The sequence below is a fragment of the Sphingobium sp. B2D3A genome (assembly GCF_025961795.1).
In the GTDB taxonomy this organism is placed as follows: domain Bacteria; phylum Pseudomonadota; class Alphaproteobacteria; order Sphingomonadales; family Sphingomonadaceae; genus Sphingobium.
The window spans coordinates 2,079,440-2,095,680 of record NZ_JAOQOI010000001.1 but is presented as its reverse complement, the minus strand read 5'-3'; the positions used below and the strand labels follow the sequence as shown (position 1 = coordinate 2,095,680).

Annotated in this window: 15 protein-coding genes; 11 read left to right on the top strand and 4 right to left on the bottom strand. The window is 65.9% G+C overall.

Translation table 11 applies throughout. From position 1 onward, the window contains the following. Window positions 1-36 precede the first annotated feature (36 nt). From M2337_RS09730 to recQ, 5 genes are all read left to right on the top strand, one after another. A complete protein-coding gene (locus tag M2337_RS09730) occupies window positions 37-744 on the top strand; it encodes a tetratricopeptide repeat protein (protein ID WP_264570068.1) in 708 nt (235 codons plus the stop codon). Between the two features lie 26 nt (window positions 745-770). Further along, the gene (locus M2337_RS09725) at window positions 771-2,099 is read left to right on the top strand and encodes a PQQ-binding-like beta-propeller repeat protein (RefSeq protein ID WP_264570067.1); all 1,329 of its coding nucleotides are present in this window, start codon (window positions 771-773) and stop codon (window positions 2,097-2,099) included. Next, a complete protein-coding gene (der, locus tag M2337_RS09720; RefSeq protein WP_264570066.1) occupies window positions 2,099-3,532 on the top strand; it encodes a ribosome biogenesis GTPase Der in 1,434 nt (477 codons plus the stop codon). The genes M2337_RS09725 and der overlap by 1 nt, the downstream gene beginning before the upstream one ends. Further along, window positions 3,516-3,755, top strand: coding sequence for a sulfurtransferase TusA family protein (locus tag M2337_RS09715; RefSeq protein ID WP_264570065.1), 240 nt, complete (start codon window positions 3,516-3,518; stop codon window positions 3,753-3,755). The genes der and M2337_RS09715 overlap by 17 nt, the downstream gene beginning before the upstream one ends. Window positions 3,756-3,888: 133 nt before the next feature. After that, window positions 3,889-5,652: a DNA helicase RecQ gene (gene recQ / locus M2337_RS09710; RefSeq protein WP_264570064.1), complete on the top strand. Its 1,764-nt coding sequence runs from the start codon at window positions 3,889-3,891 to the stop codon at window positions 5,650-5,652. 4 nt (window positions 5,653-5,656) lie between these two features. Here the strand turns inward: recQ and M2337_RS09705 are convergent, their stop codons facing one another. Genes M2337_RS09705 through M2337_RS09695 form a run of 3 tightly spaced genes read right to left on the bottom strand, consistent with a single transcriptional unit; the run spans window position 5,657 to window position 7,862 of the window. Further along, window positions 5,657-5,929: a hypothetical protein gene (locus M2337_RS09705; RefSeq protein ID WP_264572228.1), complete on the bottom strand. Its 273-nt coding sequence runs from the start codon at window positions 5,927-5,929 to the stop codon at window positions 5,657-5,659. Between the two features lie 52 nt (window positions 5,930-5,981). Further along, window positions 5,982-6,644 carry a class I SAM-dependent methyltransferase gene (locus M2337_RS09700; protein WP_413716232.1) on the bottom strand — a complete coding sequence of 221 codons (663 nt, stop codon included), beginning with the start codon at window positions 6,642-6,644 and terminating at the stop codon, window positions 5,982-5,984. A gap of 12 nt (window positions 6,645-6,656) precedes the next feature. Then, window positions 6,657-7,862: a DUF3419 family protein gene (locus M2337_RS09695; RefSeq protein WP_264570063.1), complete on the bottom strand. Its 1,206-nt coding sequence runs from the start codon at window positions 7,860-7,862 to the stop codon at window positions 6,657-6,659. Window positions 7,863-8,001: 139 nt separating this feature from the next. Here M2337_RS09695 and cls point away from each other — a divergent pair, with 139 nt between their 5' ends. Next, window positions 8,002-9,411, top strand: coding sequence for a cardiolipin synthase (cls, locus tag M2337_RS09690; protein WP_264570062.1), 1,410 nt, complete (start codon window positions 8,002-8,004; stop codon window positions 9,409-9,411). A 3-nt stretch (window positions 9,412-9,414) separates the two neighbouring features. Here cls and M2337_RS09685 read toward each other — a convergent pair whose 3' ends face one another. Continuing rightward, window positions 9,415-10,410: a threonine/serine dehydratase gene (locus M2337_RS09685; protein ID WP_264570061.1), complete on the bottom strand. Its 996-nt coding sequence runs from the start codon at window positions 10,408-10,410 to the stop codon at window positions 9,415-9,417. Between the two features lie 53 nt (window positions 10,411-10,463). Between M2337_RS09685 and M2337_RS09680 the strand changes: the two genes are divergently transcribed. The 5 genes from M2337_RS09680 to M2337_RS09660 all read left to right on the top strand — a co-directional run bounded on the left by M2337_RS09680 (window position 10,464) and on the right by M2337_RS09660 (window position 16,220). Beyond that, window positions 10,464-11,672, top strand: a complete 1,209-nt coding sequence (locus M2337_RS09680) for a saccharopine dehydrogenase family protein (RefSeq protein ID WP_264570060.1) — start codon at window positions 10,464-10,466, stop codon at window positions 11,670-11,672. Then, window positions 11,672-12,049, top strand: coding sequence for a hypothetical protein (locus M2337_RS09675; protein WP_264570059.1), 378 nt, complete (start codon window positions 11,672-11,674; stop codon window positions 12,047-12,049). The genes M2337_RS09680 and M2337_RS09675 overlap by 1 nt, the downstream gene beginning before the upstream one ends. Window positions 12,050-12,116: 67 nt before the next feature. Beyond that, window positions 12,117-13,304: a carboxynorspermidine decarboxylase gene (locus M2337_RS09670; RefSeq protein ID WP_264570058.1), complete on the top strand. Its 1,188-nt coding sequence runs from the start codon at window positions 12,117-12,119 to the stop codon at window positions 13,302-13,304. Window positions 13,305-13,405: 101 nt separating this feature from the next. After that, a complete protein-coding gene (locus M2337_RS09665) occupies window positions 13,406-14,746 on the top strand; it encodes a methyl-accepting chemotaxis protein (RefSeq protein ID WP_264570057.1) in 1,341 nt (446 codons plus the stop codon). Window positions 14,747-15,026: 280 nt separating this feature from the next. Continuing rightward, window positions 15,027-16,220: a type III PLP-dependent enzyme gene (locus tag M2337_RS09660; protein WP_264570056.1), complete on the top strand. Its 1,194-nt coding sequence runs from the start codon at window positions 15,027-15,029 to the stop codon at window positions 16,218-16,220. Window positions 16,221-16,241 lie beyond the last annotated feature (21 nt).

Below are 16,241 nucleotides of genomic sequence, written 5' to 3'. Positions count from 1 at the left end.
GCCCCTGCGCTTTTTCAGCCGACTGGAGATAGAGACTTGGCCCTGACGCCACATCAGAACGAGGCCCTGCTCCGCGAGATCGACGATGCCGTGCGGCAGGACGATTTGCTGTCCTTCTGGAAGAATTACGGCCGTCTGGTCATCGCTGTCGTCGTGCTCGGCCTCGCTGCTTTTGGCGGCTGGCTCTACTGGCAGCACCACCAGACCCAGAAGGCCGAGGCCAATGGCGAGCAGTTCGCCCGGCTGATGAGCGCAGCCCAGCGGGCCACGCTGGATGACGGGGTGTACAAGCAGATCATGGCCGAAGGTGGCCCGGGCTATCGCGCGCAGGCGGAAATGCTCAGGGCCGCACTGGCAGGCGGGCGCAATGACGCCAAGACCGCGCTTGCCGCCTATGATGCCGTTCTGGCCGACGCGCAGGCGCCGGCCGCGACAAAGGACGCCGCGCTGATGCGCCGGACTGCCCTCGCCTTCGACAGCATGAAGCCGCAGGACGTGATCGCCGCGCTCAAGCCGCTGGCGGTGCCGGGCAATAGCTGGTTCGGCAGCGCCGGTGAACTCACCGCCATCGCCCACCTCAAGGCCGGCCAGCGCGATCAGGCCGGCAAGATCTTCAACGAGATGGCCAACGATCCGCTGGTGCCTGAATCCATCAAGCTGCGCGCCGGACAAATGGCCAGCATGGTTGGATCGGCGACGACGCCCAAGCAAGCCGGGCCGACCGCTGACACGCCTGCCTCCTGATTCCATTGAAAGAGAAACCCACGAGGATGCGTAATCCCACATCATATCGCGCCGCCTGGATCGGCATTCCTGCGGCCCTGCTGCTCCTGACCGGATGCGGCGGGAAGAGCGGCCCCAAGACCCCCGTGCATGGCGACCGCACTTCCATCCTCGGCAGCAACAATGTGCTGGCCGTGGACGACGCCGTGGCAGCGCAGGTGGTAACGCTGCCGCCGCCGGTCGTGAACCCGGCATGGGCGCAATCGGGTGGCAATGCCGCCAAGGCCATCGGCCATGTCGCGCTCGGCGACAATATCCAGCAGGCCTGGTCGGCGTCGGTGACCGGTGGCGGCTCGCGCAGCCGGCTGGCCGCCGCGCCGGTCGTCGCAGGCGGCAAGCTGTTCGTGATCGACACCGATGCGACCGTCTCCGCCTTCGACGCCAAGACAGGCGCGCGGCTCTGGTCGAAGAGCATTCGCTCGCCCAACCAGCCTTCGCAGGTGCAGTTCGGTGGCGGCGTCAGTGTCGAGGGCGACCGTTTGTTCGCCACGTCCGGCGCCGGGTCCGTTGCGGCGCTGAATGTTGCCGACGGCGCCGAGATCTGGAAAGTGCAGCCAGGCGGCCCGCTCCGCGGTGCGCCCACGCTCTCCAACGGCAATGCCTATGTGATGAGCCAGGACAACCAGCTCTTCGCGCTCTCGCAAGCAGACGGCGCGGTCGTGTGGACGGACAGCGGCACGCTGGAAGCCACGGGCGTGTTCGGCGTCGGCGCTCCGGCGGCGGCGCAGGGTTCGGTCATCGCCGGCTATAGCTCGGGCGAACTGACGGCCTATCGCTACGAGAATGGCCGCGCTTTGTGGGGCGATGCGCTCAGCCGCACCAGCATCTCCACCTCAGTCGCCATGCTGACGGACATCGACGCCGATCCGGTGATCGATCGGGGCCAGGTGTTCGCGATCGGCGAAGGCGGCCGCATGGCAGCCTATGAGCTGGTGAGCGGGCAGCGCCTATGGGAGCTGAACATCGGCGGCATCGCCACCCCGCTGGTGGTGAGCGACTGGGTGTTCGTGGTGACCGACAAGTCCCAGCTGCTCGCCATCACCCGCGCCACCGGCAAGATCCGGTGGATCAGCGATTTGCCGGCTTGGCGCAAGCCGAAGAAGAAGACCGGCCCGATCCGTTGGCGCGGCCCGATCCTCGCGGGCGGCAAGCTCATCCTCGTCTCCACCGAAGGCGCGATGGCGTTCGTCGATCCGACGAGCGGCAAGGTGCTGCAGGAGCGCGACCTCAAGCAGGGTCTCACCCTGCCGCCCATCGTCGCGGACAACATGCTTTACGTGCTGACGGACGAGGGACGCATCCTCGCGTTCCGCTGATGGCAAAAAGACAACGCCCAGACCGCGACACACCGCCCGGAAGCCTTCCGGTCGTCGCCATCGTCGGCCGCCCGAATGTGGGCAAGTCCACGCTGTTCAACCGGCTGGTGGGCAAGAAGCTCGCGCTTGTCGATGACCAGCCCGGCGTCACGCGCGACCGGCGCGAGGGCGATGCTGAACTGCTCGGCCTCAAGTTCCGCATCGTGGATACCGCCGGTTTCGAGGAAGACGACGCGCAGACCCTGCCGGGCCGAATGCGCGCGCAGACCGAAATGGCGGTTCAGGGTGCCTCGGTCGCCTTGTTCATGATCGATGCGCGCGCGGGCATCACGCCGCTCGACGAGCATATCGCCCGCTGGCTGCGCGCCGGGAATACGCCGGTGGTGCTGCTCGCCAACAAGGCCGAGGGCCGCGCTGCCGACCCCGGGATCATGGAAGCCTTTTCGCTCGGCTTTGATGAGCCTGTGGCTTTCTCCGCGGAGCATGGGCAAGGTCTTGCCGACCTGTTCCAGGCGATCCGCCCGCATGTCGAGGCGGACGAGCCAGACCTACCCGTCGAGGGCGACGAGGATGATGTGGGAGACGAGGACGAACTGGACGACAGCGCGCCACTCAAGCTCGCCATCGTGGGGCGGCCTAATGCCGGCAAGTCAACGCTCATCAACCGCATATTGGGCGAAGAGCGGCTGATTACCGGGCCGGAAGCCGGCATCACGCGCGATAGCATCGCCGTCGACTGGACCTGGCACGCGCCCGACGGCGTGGCGCGCGCGGTGCGGTTGATCGACACCGCCGGCATGCGCAAGCGGGCCAAGGTGCAGGAGAAGCTGGAGAAGCTCTCCGTCGCCGATGCGCTTCATGCCGTCGATTTTGCGGAAGTCGTGGTGCTGATGCTCGATGCCACGCTTGGGCTTGAGGCGCAGGATCTGCGCATTGCCGACAAGGTGCTGAGCGAGGGCCGTGCGCTCGTGATCGCGCTCAACAAGTGGGACGTGGCCGAGAATGGCTCGTCGCTGTATCAGGGCGTCCGCAAGGCGCTGGAAGACGGGCTTGCGCAGGTGCGCGGCGTGCCGCTGCTCACTGTATCCGGCGCCACCGGCAAGGGCATTGACGATCTGCTGCAAGCGGCATTCGATACCCGCCGCCGCTGGTCGCAGCGCGTGCCGACGAGCCTGCTTAACCGCTGGTTCGATGAGGCGCTGGAAGCCAATCCGCCGCCGGCACCGGGCGGCAAGCGGATCAAGATGCGCTACATCACCCAGGCGCGCAGCCGGCCACCAACGTTCGTGGTGTTCGGGTCGCGTCTTGATGAGGTGCCGGAGAGCTACAGCCGCTATCTCGTGAATGGCATCCGCAAGGCGCTCGACTTTTCGGGCGTGCCAATCCGGCTAAACCTGCGTAGCGCACGGAACCCATTTGACAAAAAGAAGTGATCCGGCGCGCATCGACGCCCGGGGGCTGAAATGCCCGTGGCCCGTCCTGCGCGCCGCTCGCGCGATGCGCGACCATGATTCCGTATTGCTGCTGGCCGATGATCCGGTGGCGAAAATTGACGTACCGGCCTTGGCGCAATCCAATGGCTGGACGATTGGCGTTCACGAGGCCGAGAGCCATGTGGAGTATGCGCTGAGCCGCGAGGGCGCAGAGGAAACATAAGCGAATGAGATGCGGCCGTTTTGCGGCTTTTCGTTGGCAGGAACCACCTGTTCTGCCGCACTGACAGATGATGAACGGTCGGCAGGGCCATTCTGCCCTTCCCCCTCACCCCTCCCCACCCTATAGCCGCCCGATGCTTGCCGATCCCGCCGCCCTGCTCCGAAGCGTCTTTGGCTTCGAGGCTTTTCGGGGCGTGCAGGCGCAGGTGGTGGACCGGGTGCTGGCGGGCCGCCCGACGCTGGCGATCATGCCGACCGGGGCCGGCAAATCGCTCTGTTATCAATTGCCTGCGCTCGCGCTGCCGGGCTGTTGCGTTGTCGTCTCGCCGCTGATCGCGCTGATGCACGACCAGTTGCGCGCGGCGCGAGCGCTCGGCATCCGCGCGGCGAGCCTCACGTCGGTGGACGCCGACTGGCGCGAGACGCAGGACAGGCTGGTCGCCGGCGAGTTGGACCTGCTCTACGTAGCGCCAGAGCGCGCCTCGGGAGACGGGTTCCGCGCGCTGCTGGAGCGGTCTCGCCTCAGCCTCTTCGCGATCGATGAGGCGCATTGCGTCTCGGAATGGGGCCATGATTTTCGTCCCGATTACCGCCTGCTGCGTCCGCTGCTCGACGCCTTTCCCGATGTCCCCCGGCTCGCGCTCACCGCGACCGCCGATGCCCACACCCGCGAGGATATTCTCACCCAGCTCGGCATTCCGGCCGACGGGCTAATCATCTCCGGCTTCGACCGGCCCAATATCCGTTACCTCGTGCAGCCGCGCGATGGCCTGCGTCGTCAGCTCACCGATATTCTGGCGGCCAATCCCGGCCCCGGCATCATCTATGCGCCAACCCGCGCGGCGACCGAGCAGCTTGCCGAGGCGCTCGGTGCCAAGGGGCGCCCGGTGCTGGCTTATCATGCGGGACTGCCCGGCGAGTTGCGCGCCGCCAATCAGGCCGCGTTCCTCGCCAGCGAAGAGATGGTGATGGTCGCCACTGTGGCCTTCGGCATGGGCATCGACAAGCCGGACGTGCGCTTCGTCGTCCATGCCGGCCTGCCCAAGTCCATCGAGAGCTACTATCAGGAGAGCGGACGTGCCGGCCGCGATGGCGATCCGGCGACGGCGACGCTGCTGTGGGGCGCAGAGGATTTCATGCGCGCACGCCAGCGGATCAGCGAGGTGGAGCCGGAACGTCAGGCCGGCGAGCGCACGCGGATCGCTGCGTTGGGCGCGCTGGTCGAGACGGCACGTTGCCGCCGCGCGGTGTTGCTACGCCATTTCGGCGAGAACCCGCCACCCACCTGCGGCAATTGCGACAATTGCCTCTCGCCCCCCGCCAGCATCGATGCGACACTGACCGCACAAAAGCTGCTCTCGGCTGTCCACCGCACTGGCCAGAGCTTTGGCCTCGGTCACCTCGAAGCCGTGCTGACCGGGCGGGGTAATGACCGGATTTCCCAGCGCGGGCATGATCGCCTGTCGGTCTTCGGCATTATCGAGGGCGACGAGGCCGCGCTCATCAAGCCGGTCGCCCGCGCTCTGCAGGTGCATGATGCGCTGACCACCACCGACCATGGCGGGCTGGCGCTCGGCCCGGCGGCGCGCGGCTATCTCAAGGGCGAGGAGCGCGTCGAGCTAGTCATTCAGCCGAAGAAAGAGCGCCGGCGTGGCCGCGACAAGGGGGAGAACCCCGTCAACGACCCGGTTTTCGATGCGCTACGCGAGTGCCGCCGCACGCTGGCGCAGGAGGCCGGGGTGCCGCCTTATGTCATCTTCCATGACAGCACCTTGCGCGACATGGCCGCGATCCGCCCGAAGTCCCTGCGCGATATGGCGCTGGTCAGCGGCGTCGGCCAGCGCAAGCTGGAGGCATATGGCGAGGCCTTCCTCGCCGCCCTTCGCCGCTTCGGCTAATTCATCAGCCCGTTTCGTCGGCGTCAGTGAGCCGCGCGGCCATATCCATGAAATTGCGGGCGGCCTCGCGCTCGGCGGGGTCCTTGAACGCGACGTCCAGGTCCGGCGCGCCACCGAGCATGTGCAACAGCGCCCACAGGCCGAACCGCCGGCCCGGATCCTTCTCCAGCCCGAAATCGACGCGCATCCGCTCGATTCCGGCGCCCATCGCGTCGGGAGGCAACTCTTCCAGCTCGGTCTTGCCGAAATAGCGCAGCATCAGGTCATGAAAATCCATGGCCGCCAGCATAAGGCAGGCACGGCCAAGGCGCAGCCGAAATCGACGGCGCTCACCGCAGGATCGTCACGTTCCAGGTGTAGCCGCGATACAGCGCACGGCAGGACAGGTCTGCGCCATAGGTCGCGGCAAGGCCGTGGGCCACGGCAAAGAGCGGCTCGCGCGGCGTGACGTGAAAGCGCCCGAGCCAGCCCTGCAATGCGGCGCGGAACCAGCCAGGCAAGCGCTCCTGCTGGCCGAAATCGACGATATGGAGCGACCCGCCCGGTTCGACGACCGAGAGCGCCTGCGCGAGCGCCGCCTCCCATTGCGGGATCATCGAGAGGCTGTAGCTGATGTAGACCCGGTCAAAGCCCGGCTCGCCGAACAAGGCCTGCGGATCGAACCGGGCGGCATCCGCGCGCTCCAGCAGGGTGCGCGAGTGCGCGCCGGCATGGGCGATATTGCGCTGCGCCGATTTGAGCATCTCCGCAGAAATATCGAGCCCGAAGAGCCGCGCCTGCGGATAATGCCGGGCGACCAGCGCGAGATTACGCCCGGTGCCGACCCCGATCTCCAGCACCGATCCGCCAACCGGCACGACCAGATCGCGGATGAGCCGGTCCCGCCCCAGCAGATAATATTTGCGGGTGATGTCGTAGGTGTGGCGCTGCAGCGCATATTGCGCGTCCATCGCGCGCGCATGGCGGTCGCTCGCCGCGCCGATGCGGTCCATGTGCGACACAGCCTAGCCCTTCAAACTGTAGAGATGCACGCCGCCATAAATGGACGAGCGGTCGGCGCGGGTGAAGCGCAGCGAGTCTTCGCCATGATAATGCCATCGCTCCAGAATCTGATCAGGCACGCGCCCCGGCAGCAGGCTTGGCTCGGCCGCCGTGCGGAAGAGCACCCGCGCACCGGGGCGGGCTGTGCGGGTGATCTCGTACCAGAGCGCAATCAACTGCGCGTCGTTCATCCAGTCCTGCGCATCCAGCAGCACATAACGATCCACGCTGGCATCCGGCTGCTGGGCGAGCCAATCAGTCATATTGGCGTGACGGATATCGACCCGGTCGGCGCGCGCCTTCACGGCCTCATAATGATCCTGCTGGAGATAGGGCGGCAGCGGCGCATCCGCATGGCGGCCATAGCCGCGCCCGAAGGCCTGCCAGGCGAAATAATTGGCCTTGAGATCATAATCGCAGGCGAGGCGTTCGAGGCGCTTGCGCAGCACCGCCGCCATTTTCTCATCGCCGGCAAGCGCATCATATTGCGCGGGCGGGATGCCGAGGCCGAAGAGCGAGGCGGGCTGATCGGTCAGCCAGCGGATGAATTTGCGCTCGAAGATCGGCGCCAGTCGCGCCTCGAAGATGCGGCGCTGCTCATCCATGTCCCGGGCGGCCAGCAGTTCGCGCGGATCAATGCGGTACAGCCGCGCCACCAGATGCGCCGCGCCGATGAAGCCGCCGAGCAGCCCGCGCTTGTAAGCACCGGAGCGGAACATGCCGATGCGGCGCCGCCCGACCAGATCGCGCCCCTCCCAATAGCGGCGCGCCGTCTCGTCCAGATGCGGGCGGATATAGGCCTTATAGGCCCGAAGATTCTCCGCGCTGTCGGCCTCGGCAAAGAAGCGGCGAAAGCTCGCATAATCGGGCAATTGCTGCGCCGCGACCTGCTTCAGCCGATTGAGCGCTATATGCGCCGTGTTGAGATCGACCGCCGTGATGCGGGCCGGATCGGCGGTCAGGTAGGAGAGCACATTGCAGCCGCCGCTGGCGATGGTCACGACATGGCTCTCCGGCGTGATCGCCAGCGCCTCCATGTCCACCACTGGGTCTTCCCAGATCTGCGCATAGACTAGGCCCCGAAACGCGAAGGCGAAGGCGCGTTCGAGAAAGCCCTCGCGCGTGGTCGCCTCATGATTGATGACGGCGCGATCGATGACATGCGGCATGAACGGCTCCCCTGTTGGTCCACCTGACGCCCCGCTAGGCGCCATGCATGTCAGGCCCGTGACCGCGCGATGGCAGATTGGTGACGAGGCTGCGTGCAATGGTCTTGGCTCTGGCGGAGCGCTCACGCTAGGATCGGGCATGGCAGGGTCATCACCCCATCTCGATCAGATCTGGTACGCGCTGGAATGGCTCATCCGCCTCGGCGCGCTCGCGGTCGTGCCCTTGCGGCGGACACCTGCGGCGGCGCGGGCGTGGCTGCTGCTGATCTTCTTCCTGCCGGTGCCCGGCCTGCTCTTGTTTCTCGCCATCGGCAGCCCGCGCTTCCCGGCGTGGCGGCGCGAGCGGTTCGACGCCTTGCAGCCCTTCTTCGCCGCGACCGCCCAAGCGCAGCAGTGGCATCAGCCCGCGCTTGGCGATGCGGAGCCCATCGCGGCGCTCGCACGCACTTTGGGGCATATGCCCGCCACCGACGGCAATGCCATCACGCTGATCGACGCTTATGATGCGGTGGTGGACCGGCTCGTCGCGGATATCGATGCCGCCGAACAGTCCGTCCACCTGCTCGTCTACATCTTCGCCGACGATGCCGTGGGCCAGCGCGTGGCCGCTGCGCTGGGCCGGGCGGTTGAGCGCGATCTGGACGTGCGGGTGCTATTCGATCCGGTCGGCTCGCGCCCATGGCGGCGCGGGACGCAGGCGCTGTTGCGCGCCAAGGGGGTGCGTGTGTGCGAAACGCTGCCGTTGCGCCTCATCCGGGCGCGAACCCGGCGCGACATGCGCAATCATCGCAAGCTCTTCGTGATCGACGACAGGATCGGCTATGCCGGCTCCCAGAACATCGTCGCGCGCGATTTCCGGCCCGGCGTGGTCAATCGCGAACTGGTCGCGCGGGTGACGGGGCCGGTGGTCGCCAGCATGGCGGCGCTGGTGCGGGCCGACTGGTCGCTGGAGTCTGGCGATCCGCCCGGCGCCTCCCCTGCCCCGAAGGACACTGCCGGGACCGCCTGCCTGCAATTGCTTCCGAGCGGCGCGGACTATCCGCTGGCCGGGTTCGAGACGCTGCTGGTCTGGCAATTGCATCAGGCGCGCCAGCATGTCGTCATGGTCAGCCCTTATTTCGTGCCGGGCGAGGACGTGCTTGGTGCCATGGGCGCAGCGGTGGCGCGCGGGGTCAAGGTCGACCTCATTCTCTCGCGCGTGGCGGATCAGCCGCTCGTTCGCCTCTCGCAAAGCTCCTTCTATCAGGAGCTGCTGGACGCCGGCGTCTCGATCCACCTGTTTCCAAACGAACTGCTCCACGCCAAGACGCTCAGCATCGATGACCGACTGGCGGTGGTGGGATCGAGCAATGTCGATCTGCGCTCGTTCCAGCTCAATCAGGAGGCGAGCCTGCTGATCTATGACGCCACCTCGATCGCACAGGTGTTGGCAATTCATGACGGCTATCTGGCTGCCTCCACGACGCTGACACCGGCCGCATGGCGCGCCCGCTCGCGCACCCGGCGGCTCGCCGAAAACATCGCCCGGCTGGTGGATTCGCTGCTGTGAGCCTCAGCCCGCCCGGTCGGCGAGCTCCAGCAGGCGGGTGAACGTCTCCCGGTCGACATTGCCGCCCGAGAGGGTAACGAGCGTCGCATCGGTCACCGGCACCTTGCCCGCCAGCACGGCAGCCAGCGCCGCAGCGCCGCCGGGCTCGACGACCAGATGGAGCTTCTCGAAAACCAGCCGCATGGCCTGCGCGACCTCCATCGGCGTCACGGCGCCGCCACCGCTGGCCCGGCCTTGCAATACCGCGAAATTGATCGGGAAGGTGCGCGGCGTCTGGAGCGCGTCGCAATCGGTGGGGAAGGAAAGGTCGTCCACCGACTGAATTTCTCTGACCGCCAGGGAGCGAAGCAGATCGTCATAGCCCTCCGGCTCGGCCAGATAGAGCGCCGCATCCGGGCAGGCCAGCGCGAGACCGGCAGAGAGACCCCCGCCCCCGCAACAGGCAACGATGCGGTCGGGTCCGCGCCCGAGCTGCGCCTGCATTTGCGCCGTCGCCTCGATCCCGAGCGTGCCCTGCCCCTCGATGATCCAGGGATCACCATAGGCATGGACGAGCGTCGCGCCGGTCTTCGCGACCAGATCGGCAGCGATGCTGTCGCGATCCTCGCTCGCGCGATCATACAGATGGACCTTGGCGCCCAGCGCCCGGGTCGCCGCCAGCTTGGCGCGGGGCGCGTTGCTCGGCATCACGATGGTCGCGGCGATGCCGAGCCGCCGGGCGGCCCAAGCCACGCCCTGCGCGTGATTGCCGCTGGAGACGCCGACCACCCCGCGCGCCCGCTGCTCCGCCGTCAGATCGCTGAGCCGATGCCAGGCGCCCCGGATCTTGAAGGCACCGATCGGCTGGAGCATGTCCGCCTTGCACCAGATCGTCCGCCCCTCGACCTCCAGAGGCAAAAGCGGCGTGGGCGGCAGCAGCGCGGCAATCTTGTCCGCCGCGCGCAACACGCCTTCGCGGCTCGGCGCACGAAGCGGATCGAGCAATTCTTGTTCTGTCACAGAGCCCCCCTATATGCAGGCGCTTGTCGATTCGACTTCATGGAGACTAACAGATGAGCAAGGTGCTGGTCATCGGCGCAGGTGGCGTCGGATCGGTCGCGGTCCACAAGATGGCGATGAATGTGGACATCTTCAGCGACATTCACCTCGCGAGCCGCACGGTCTCCAAATGCGATGCGATTGCCGCCTCCGTGAAAGAGCGCACGGGCGTTGCCATCAGCACCTATGCGCTGGATGCCGACGACGTGACCGCAACGACCGCGCTGATCAAGCAGATCGGCCCCAAGCTGGTCGTGAATCTGGCCCTGCCCTATCAGGACCTCGCGATCATGGATGCCTGCCTCGCGGCCGGCGTCAATTACATGGACACGGCGAATTACGAGCCGCGCGACGAGGCGCATTTCGAATATAGCTGGCAGTGGGCCTATCAGGACCGGTTCAAGGATGCCGGCCTGATGGCGCTGCTCGGCTCCGGCTTCGATCCGGGCGTCACCAGCGTGTTCGCAAGCTGGCTCAAGAAGCATCATTTCGAGCGGATCGACACGCTCGACATTCTGGACTGCAATGGCGGCGACCATGGCCAGCACTTCGCCACCAACTTCAATCCCGAGATCAACATTCGTGAAGTGACCGCGCCCGCGCGGCACTGGGAGAATGGCGAATGGGTCACGACCCCCGCCCTCTCCTACAAGCAGAGCTTCGACTTCGAGCAGGTCGGGCCCAAGAACATGTACCTCATGTATCATGAGGAGCTAGAAAGCCTCGCCAAGCATCTGCCCGAGATCAAGCGCATCCGCTTCTGGATGACCTTCGGCGATGCCTACCTCAAGCATCTCGAAGTGCTGCAGAATGTCGGCATGACGCGGATTGACCCGGTGATCTACAATGGCGTGGAGATCATCCCGCTGCAGTTCCTCAAGGCCGTGCTCCCCGAGCCCGCCAGCCTTGGCCCGACGACCAAGGGCAAGACCAACATCGGCGACATTGCCACCGGCCTTGGCAAGGATGGCAAGGACAAGACGCTCTACGTCTATAACATCTGCGACCATGAGGACGCCTATGCCGAGACCGGCAATCAGGCGGTGAGCTACACCACCGGCGTGCCGGCGATGATCGGGGCGGCGCTGATGCTGCAAGGTCTGTGGTCCGGCGCGGGTGTGTTCAACATCGAGCAGCTCGATCCGGATCCGTTCATGGACATGCTGAACAAGCATGGTCTGCCGTGGCAGGTGAAGGAACTCGACGGACCGCTGCCCTTCTGATGGGCGCTCTGCGCATCCGCATCGGGCTGGCGAGCGTTGCCTTGGCGCTCGCTCTGGGCGGCTGCGCGCCGCAGATCGGGCTGGTCGATGGCGTGCCCTCCTCCGAGCTGAACAGTTGCGCCCGCCAGGGTGGCTCCTTGCAGGCGCGAGGACGCGCACAGACAGTCATGTGCGTGGTCCCCTATGCCGATGCAGGCAAGAGCTGCACCGCGAAAAAAGACTGTCAGGGCCGCTGCCTCGCCCAGCCGGGCAAGAACGGCGCGCTGCCGCTCGACGAGCAGAAGGCGCCGGGCCGCTGTCAGGCCGATAACAAATTATTCGGATGCTTTGCCGAACTCGACGGCGGCAAGGTCGTTCGGTCTATGTGCATCGACTGATCGGTGTATCGACGAAGGCGTGGCTACCAGGGCCGCGCCGTGACATGATTTGAGCGGAGCTGACCCCATGGAAACCCGAGCCGGCGACCCCGGCGCCTTTGCGCGCTTCGATCTCAATCGCGTGCCCTCGCCCGCTTTCGTGGTCGATGCGGCCGCTATCCGCCGCAACCTGACGATCCTCAAGGACGTACGTGACCGGGGTGGCATCAAGATGTTGGCGGCGCTCAAGGCCTTCTCGATGTGGTCGCTCGGGCCAACCGTCTCGGCCTATCTCGACGGCGTCTGCGCCTCCGGCCTCTACGAGGCCCGACTGGGCCGCGAAGAATATACCGGGCTGGATGAGAAGGGCGAAGTTGCGACCTATTGCGCCGGCTACAAGGCGGCAGACCTGCCCGAGATCTGTGTGCTTTCCGACCATATCATCTTCAACTCGCCCGGCCAGCACGCGCGCTTCCGGCCCCTTCTCGACGCGCAGCGCGCACAGGGCATGAGCTTTGACGTCGGCTTGCGGATCAATCCGCTCCATGCCGAAGGCGAGGTGGCGAAATATGATCCCTGCCAGCCCAACAGCCGGCTCGGCTTCCCCATCGACCAGCTACTCCCTGAGCATCTTGAGGGCGTGGACGGCATTCATTTCCACACGCTGTGCGAGCAGGATTTCGTCCCGCTCGGCCGGACATGGGCTTCGGTCGAGCCGAGCCTCAAGCGCTTCTTTCCTCAGCTCAAATGGCTGAACTTCGGCGGCGGCCATCATATCACCCGCGCCGACTATCAGCGCGATGAGCTGGTCGCCTTCCTGCAGCAGGTCCGCCGTGAGACCGGGCTCGACGTGTATCTGGAACCTGGCGAGGCCGTGGCGCTGGACGCGGGCATCCTCGTGGGCGAAATTCTCGATGTGATCGACAATGGCATGCCTGTGGCCATCGTGGATATTTCCGCGACCTGCCATATGCCCGATGTGATCGAGGCGCCCTATCGCCCGGCGATGCTCGGCGAAAACACCAGCGGCGATCTGGTGCGGCTGGGTGGCCCCTCCTGCCTCGCAGGGGACATCATCGGCGACTATGGCCTGCCCGTCCCCGCCGAGCCGGGCCGTCGCATCGCCTTCCTCGATCAGGCGCATTATTCGATGGTGAAGACTAACACCTTCAACGGCGTGCCGCTGCCCTCCATCTGGCTGTGGGACAGCGAGACGGACGAACTGCAAGAAATCCGCCAGTTCAGCTATGAGGACTTCAAGGGCCGGCTGAGCTGACATGGAAATGACATAAAACTGTCACAATAACCCCTTGAATTCCCTCGCCTCATTCGAACTGGATAACCAAAAGTTTACCGTCCGGCTTCTAGAGGCGTGGCATGATGCATGCGGCCTCTTTCCAGATCGACGGACAGGATGACGAGGACGCTGTCGCCCGGCTGCGGGTGCCGGGCAGCGCGCAGATCAAGGCGCGGCAGGGCGCCTCGTCCATGGAGATTGTCGCGCTGTTTCGCCAGCACATGGGCTTGCGGCTTCTCCCGCTGGTCGATGAGGCGGATCGCCCCATTGGCGCCATCTATGAGGAGGATGTCCGCAATATCCTCTTCAACCCCTATGGCTATGCCCTGCTGAGCAATCCCGGCATCACCATCGCCTTTGGCGAGCGGATGCAGCACTGCCCGGTGGTCGAGATGGACCGGGGCCTTGCCGGCCTGCTCGCCGTCCACGCGCGCGACGGTGGCAAGGAAGCGATTATCGTGACGCGCGGGGGCCGCTATGCCGGCTTCGTCCCGAATGCCGCCATTCTCGGGGCGATCAACGCGCAGGAGGTGCGGCAGCGTCGCGCGCGCGACGCGGAACTGGCGCGACTGCGCGCGGTGAGCGCCGCCTTCGAGCAGGACATTCAGAGCCTCTCAACGGCGCTTGGCGATATGGCGTCGCTGCTCCAGGGCACAGCCACCGGCACCGCGACCCGCAGCCAGGACAATACCGACCACGCCCTGCACGTGCTCACCGCCGCCGGCCAGACCGGGGCGATGATGGACGAGGTGGCGCGTTCCAGCGCCGCATTGGTGCAATCGCTCGGGCGGCTCGACCAAGAAACGGAGCAGGCGCGGGCTGTCGCCGCCGAAGCTGTTTCCCGCGTCGATGCCAGCGCGGCGCAAGCGCAGGCACTCGATCAGGCCACGCAATCCATCGAGGCGATCACCGTCACCATCGAAACGCTGGCCCGCTCGGTCAAGCTCCTCTCGCTCAACGCCTCGATCGAAGCGGCGCGGGCTGGAGAAGCCGGGCGCGGCTTTGCCGTCGTCGCCAATGAAGTGCGCGCCCTTGCCCAGAAGACGGGCGCCGCTGCGCAGGATATTCGCACCCATGCGCTGACGGTTCGCGGCACGGTCGCGGCGGTGACAGGGGCACAAGCGGGCCTCGAGCGCGTCATAGCCAGTGTCAAGCAGATCGCCGATGGCGTCACCGCGACGGTCAGCGCGCAGCGGGCCCTCTCCCTCCATCTCGCCGCCGGCACCGAGCAGGCAGCCTCGGCGAGCAAGGACATCGAGGCGCATATCGTGCGCATCTCCGGCAATGCGCGATCCGCTACCGAAGGTGCGCAGGATCTGGCGCGGACGGCTCATGATCTGAGCGACTCATCGAGCAGCCTCTCGCGGCGGGTGGAGCGGTTCCTGAGCGACATCGCGATGCGCGACGGCGCCGCTGATTGAAGCGCATTCGGGAGAAGATTCGACTCGCCGCAACCGCGCCACCCGATCCGGCGGGTTTGCGACACGTCCGATCTTGCACCGAAATTGCGCCATCGCTGCAGCGCAATTACGAAAAAGCCAGACTTTCCGGCACTTTCCAGCGCCGCAGCGCGTGACTCAATTTTGACCCCCGATCTTTACAGGGGGGGCCGCAGGTCATATATGCGCACCCCTGCTGCCCCATGGGACTTCCACCGCAAGGCAGCTCTTTTCGACTGTAATCCACTGGAGGTCCCTTGAGTTGTACAAGCATCATAGCGCGCTGGGGGTAGCTCTCTCCCTCAAACCGGCAGCACCGGTAACGCTTATTCGCCCGCAGGCAGCTGCCCGCGCAGCTCGATACTTCTCGACGAAGTTCCCGGGGCGCTCGCTCTATGCCGTCAAGGCCAATCCCTCGCCCGCATTGCTGGAAACGCTGTGGGCGGCTGGAATCACGCATTTCGATGTCGCGTCCATTGCCGAGGTTCGGCTGGTCGCGCGGACGCTGCCGCAGGCCAAGCTCTGCTTCATGCATCCGGTGAAAGCCGAGGAAGCCGTTCGCGAGGCCTATTTCAAGCATGGCGTGCGGACCTTCTCGCTGGATTCGCTCGAGGAGCTGGAGAAGATCGTGCGGGCCACCCGTGGCGCGCCGGACCTTGAGCTGTGCGTGCGCCTGCGCGTCTCCTCCGAGCACAGCAAGCTGAGCCTTGCTTCCAAGTTCGGTTGCGATCTCGCCGATGCGCGCGAGTTGCTGCAGGCGACCCGTCAGGCGGCCGATGCGCTGGGCATCTGCTTCCATGTCGGCAGCCAGGCGATGTCTCCCCACGCTTATGTGCAGGCGATCGAGCGCGTGCGCGCCGCGATTGTCGATGCATCGGTGACGGTGGACATTGTGGATGTGGGTGGCGGTTTCCCCTCCACCTATCCCGGCATGGAGCCGCCGCCGCTCGGCCATTATTTCTCGGCCATTCACCGCGCCTTCGAGAGCCTGCCGATTTCCTATTCGGCCGAGCTGTGGTGCGAGCCCGGCCGGGCGCTGTGCGCGGAATATAGCTCGCTGCTGGTGCGCGTGGAAAAGCGCCGCGGCAACGAGCTGTTCATCAATGACGGCGCCTATGGCGCGCTGTTCGATGCAGCACATCTCGGCTGGCGCTTCCCCGTGCAGTTGCTGCGCGCCGAAGCCAATGAGGCGGATCAGGAAGCCTTCAGCTTCTACGGCCCGACCTGCGACGACATGGACCATATGGCCGGCCCGTTCATGCTCCCTGCGGACGTGCGTGTGGGCGACTATATCGAGATCGGGATGCTCGGCGCTTATGGCAATGCCATGCGCACCGAGTTCAACGGCTTCGGCGCGGAAAGCGTCGCGCAGGTTGCCGACGAGCCGATGGCGAGCCTCTACCGTGAGGAAGAGCTGGCCCCGCAGCAGTCCAACGTGGTGCAACTGCGCCGCTAAAGCGGATTGCCAAGCCTGGCA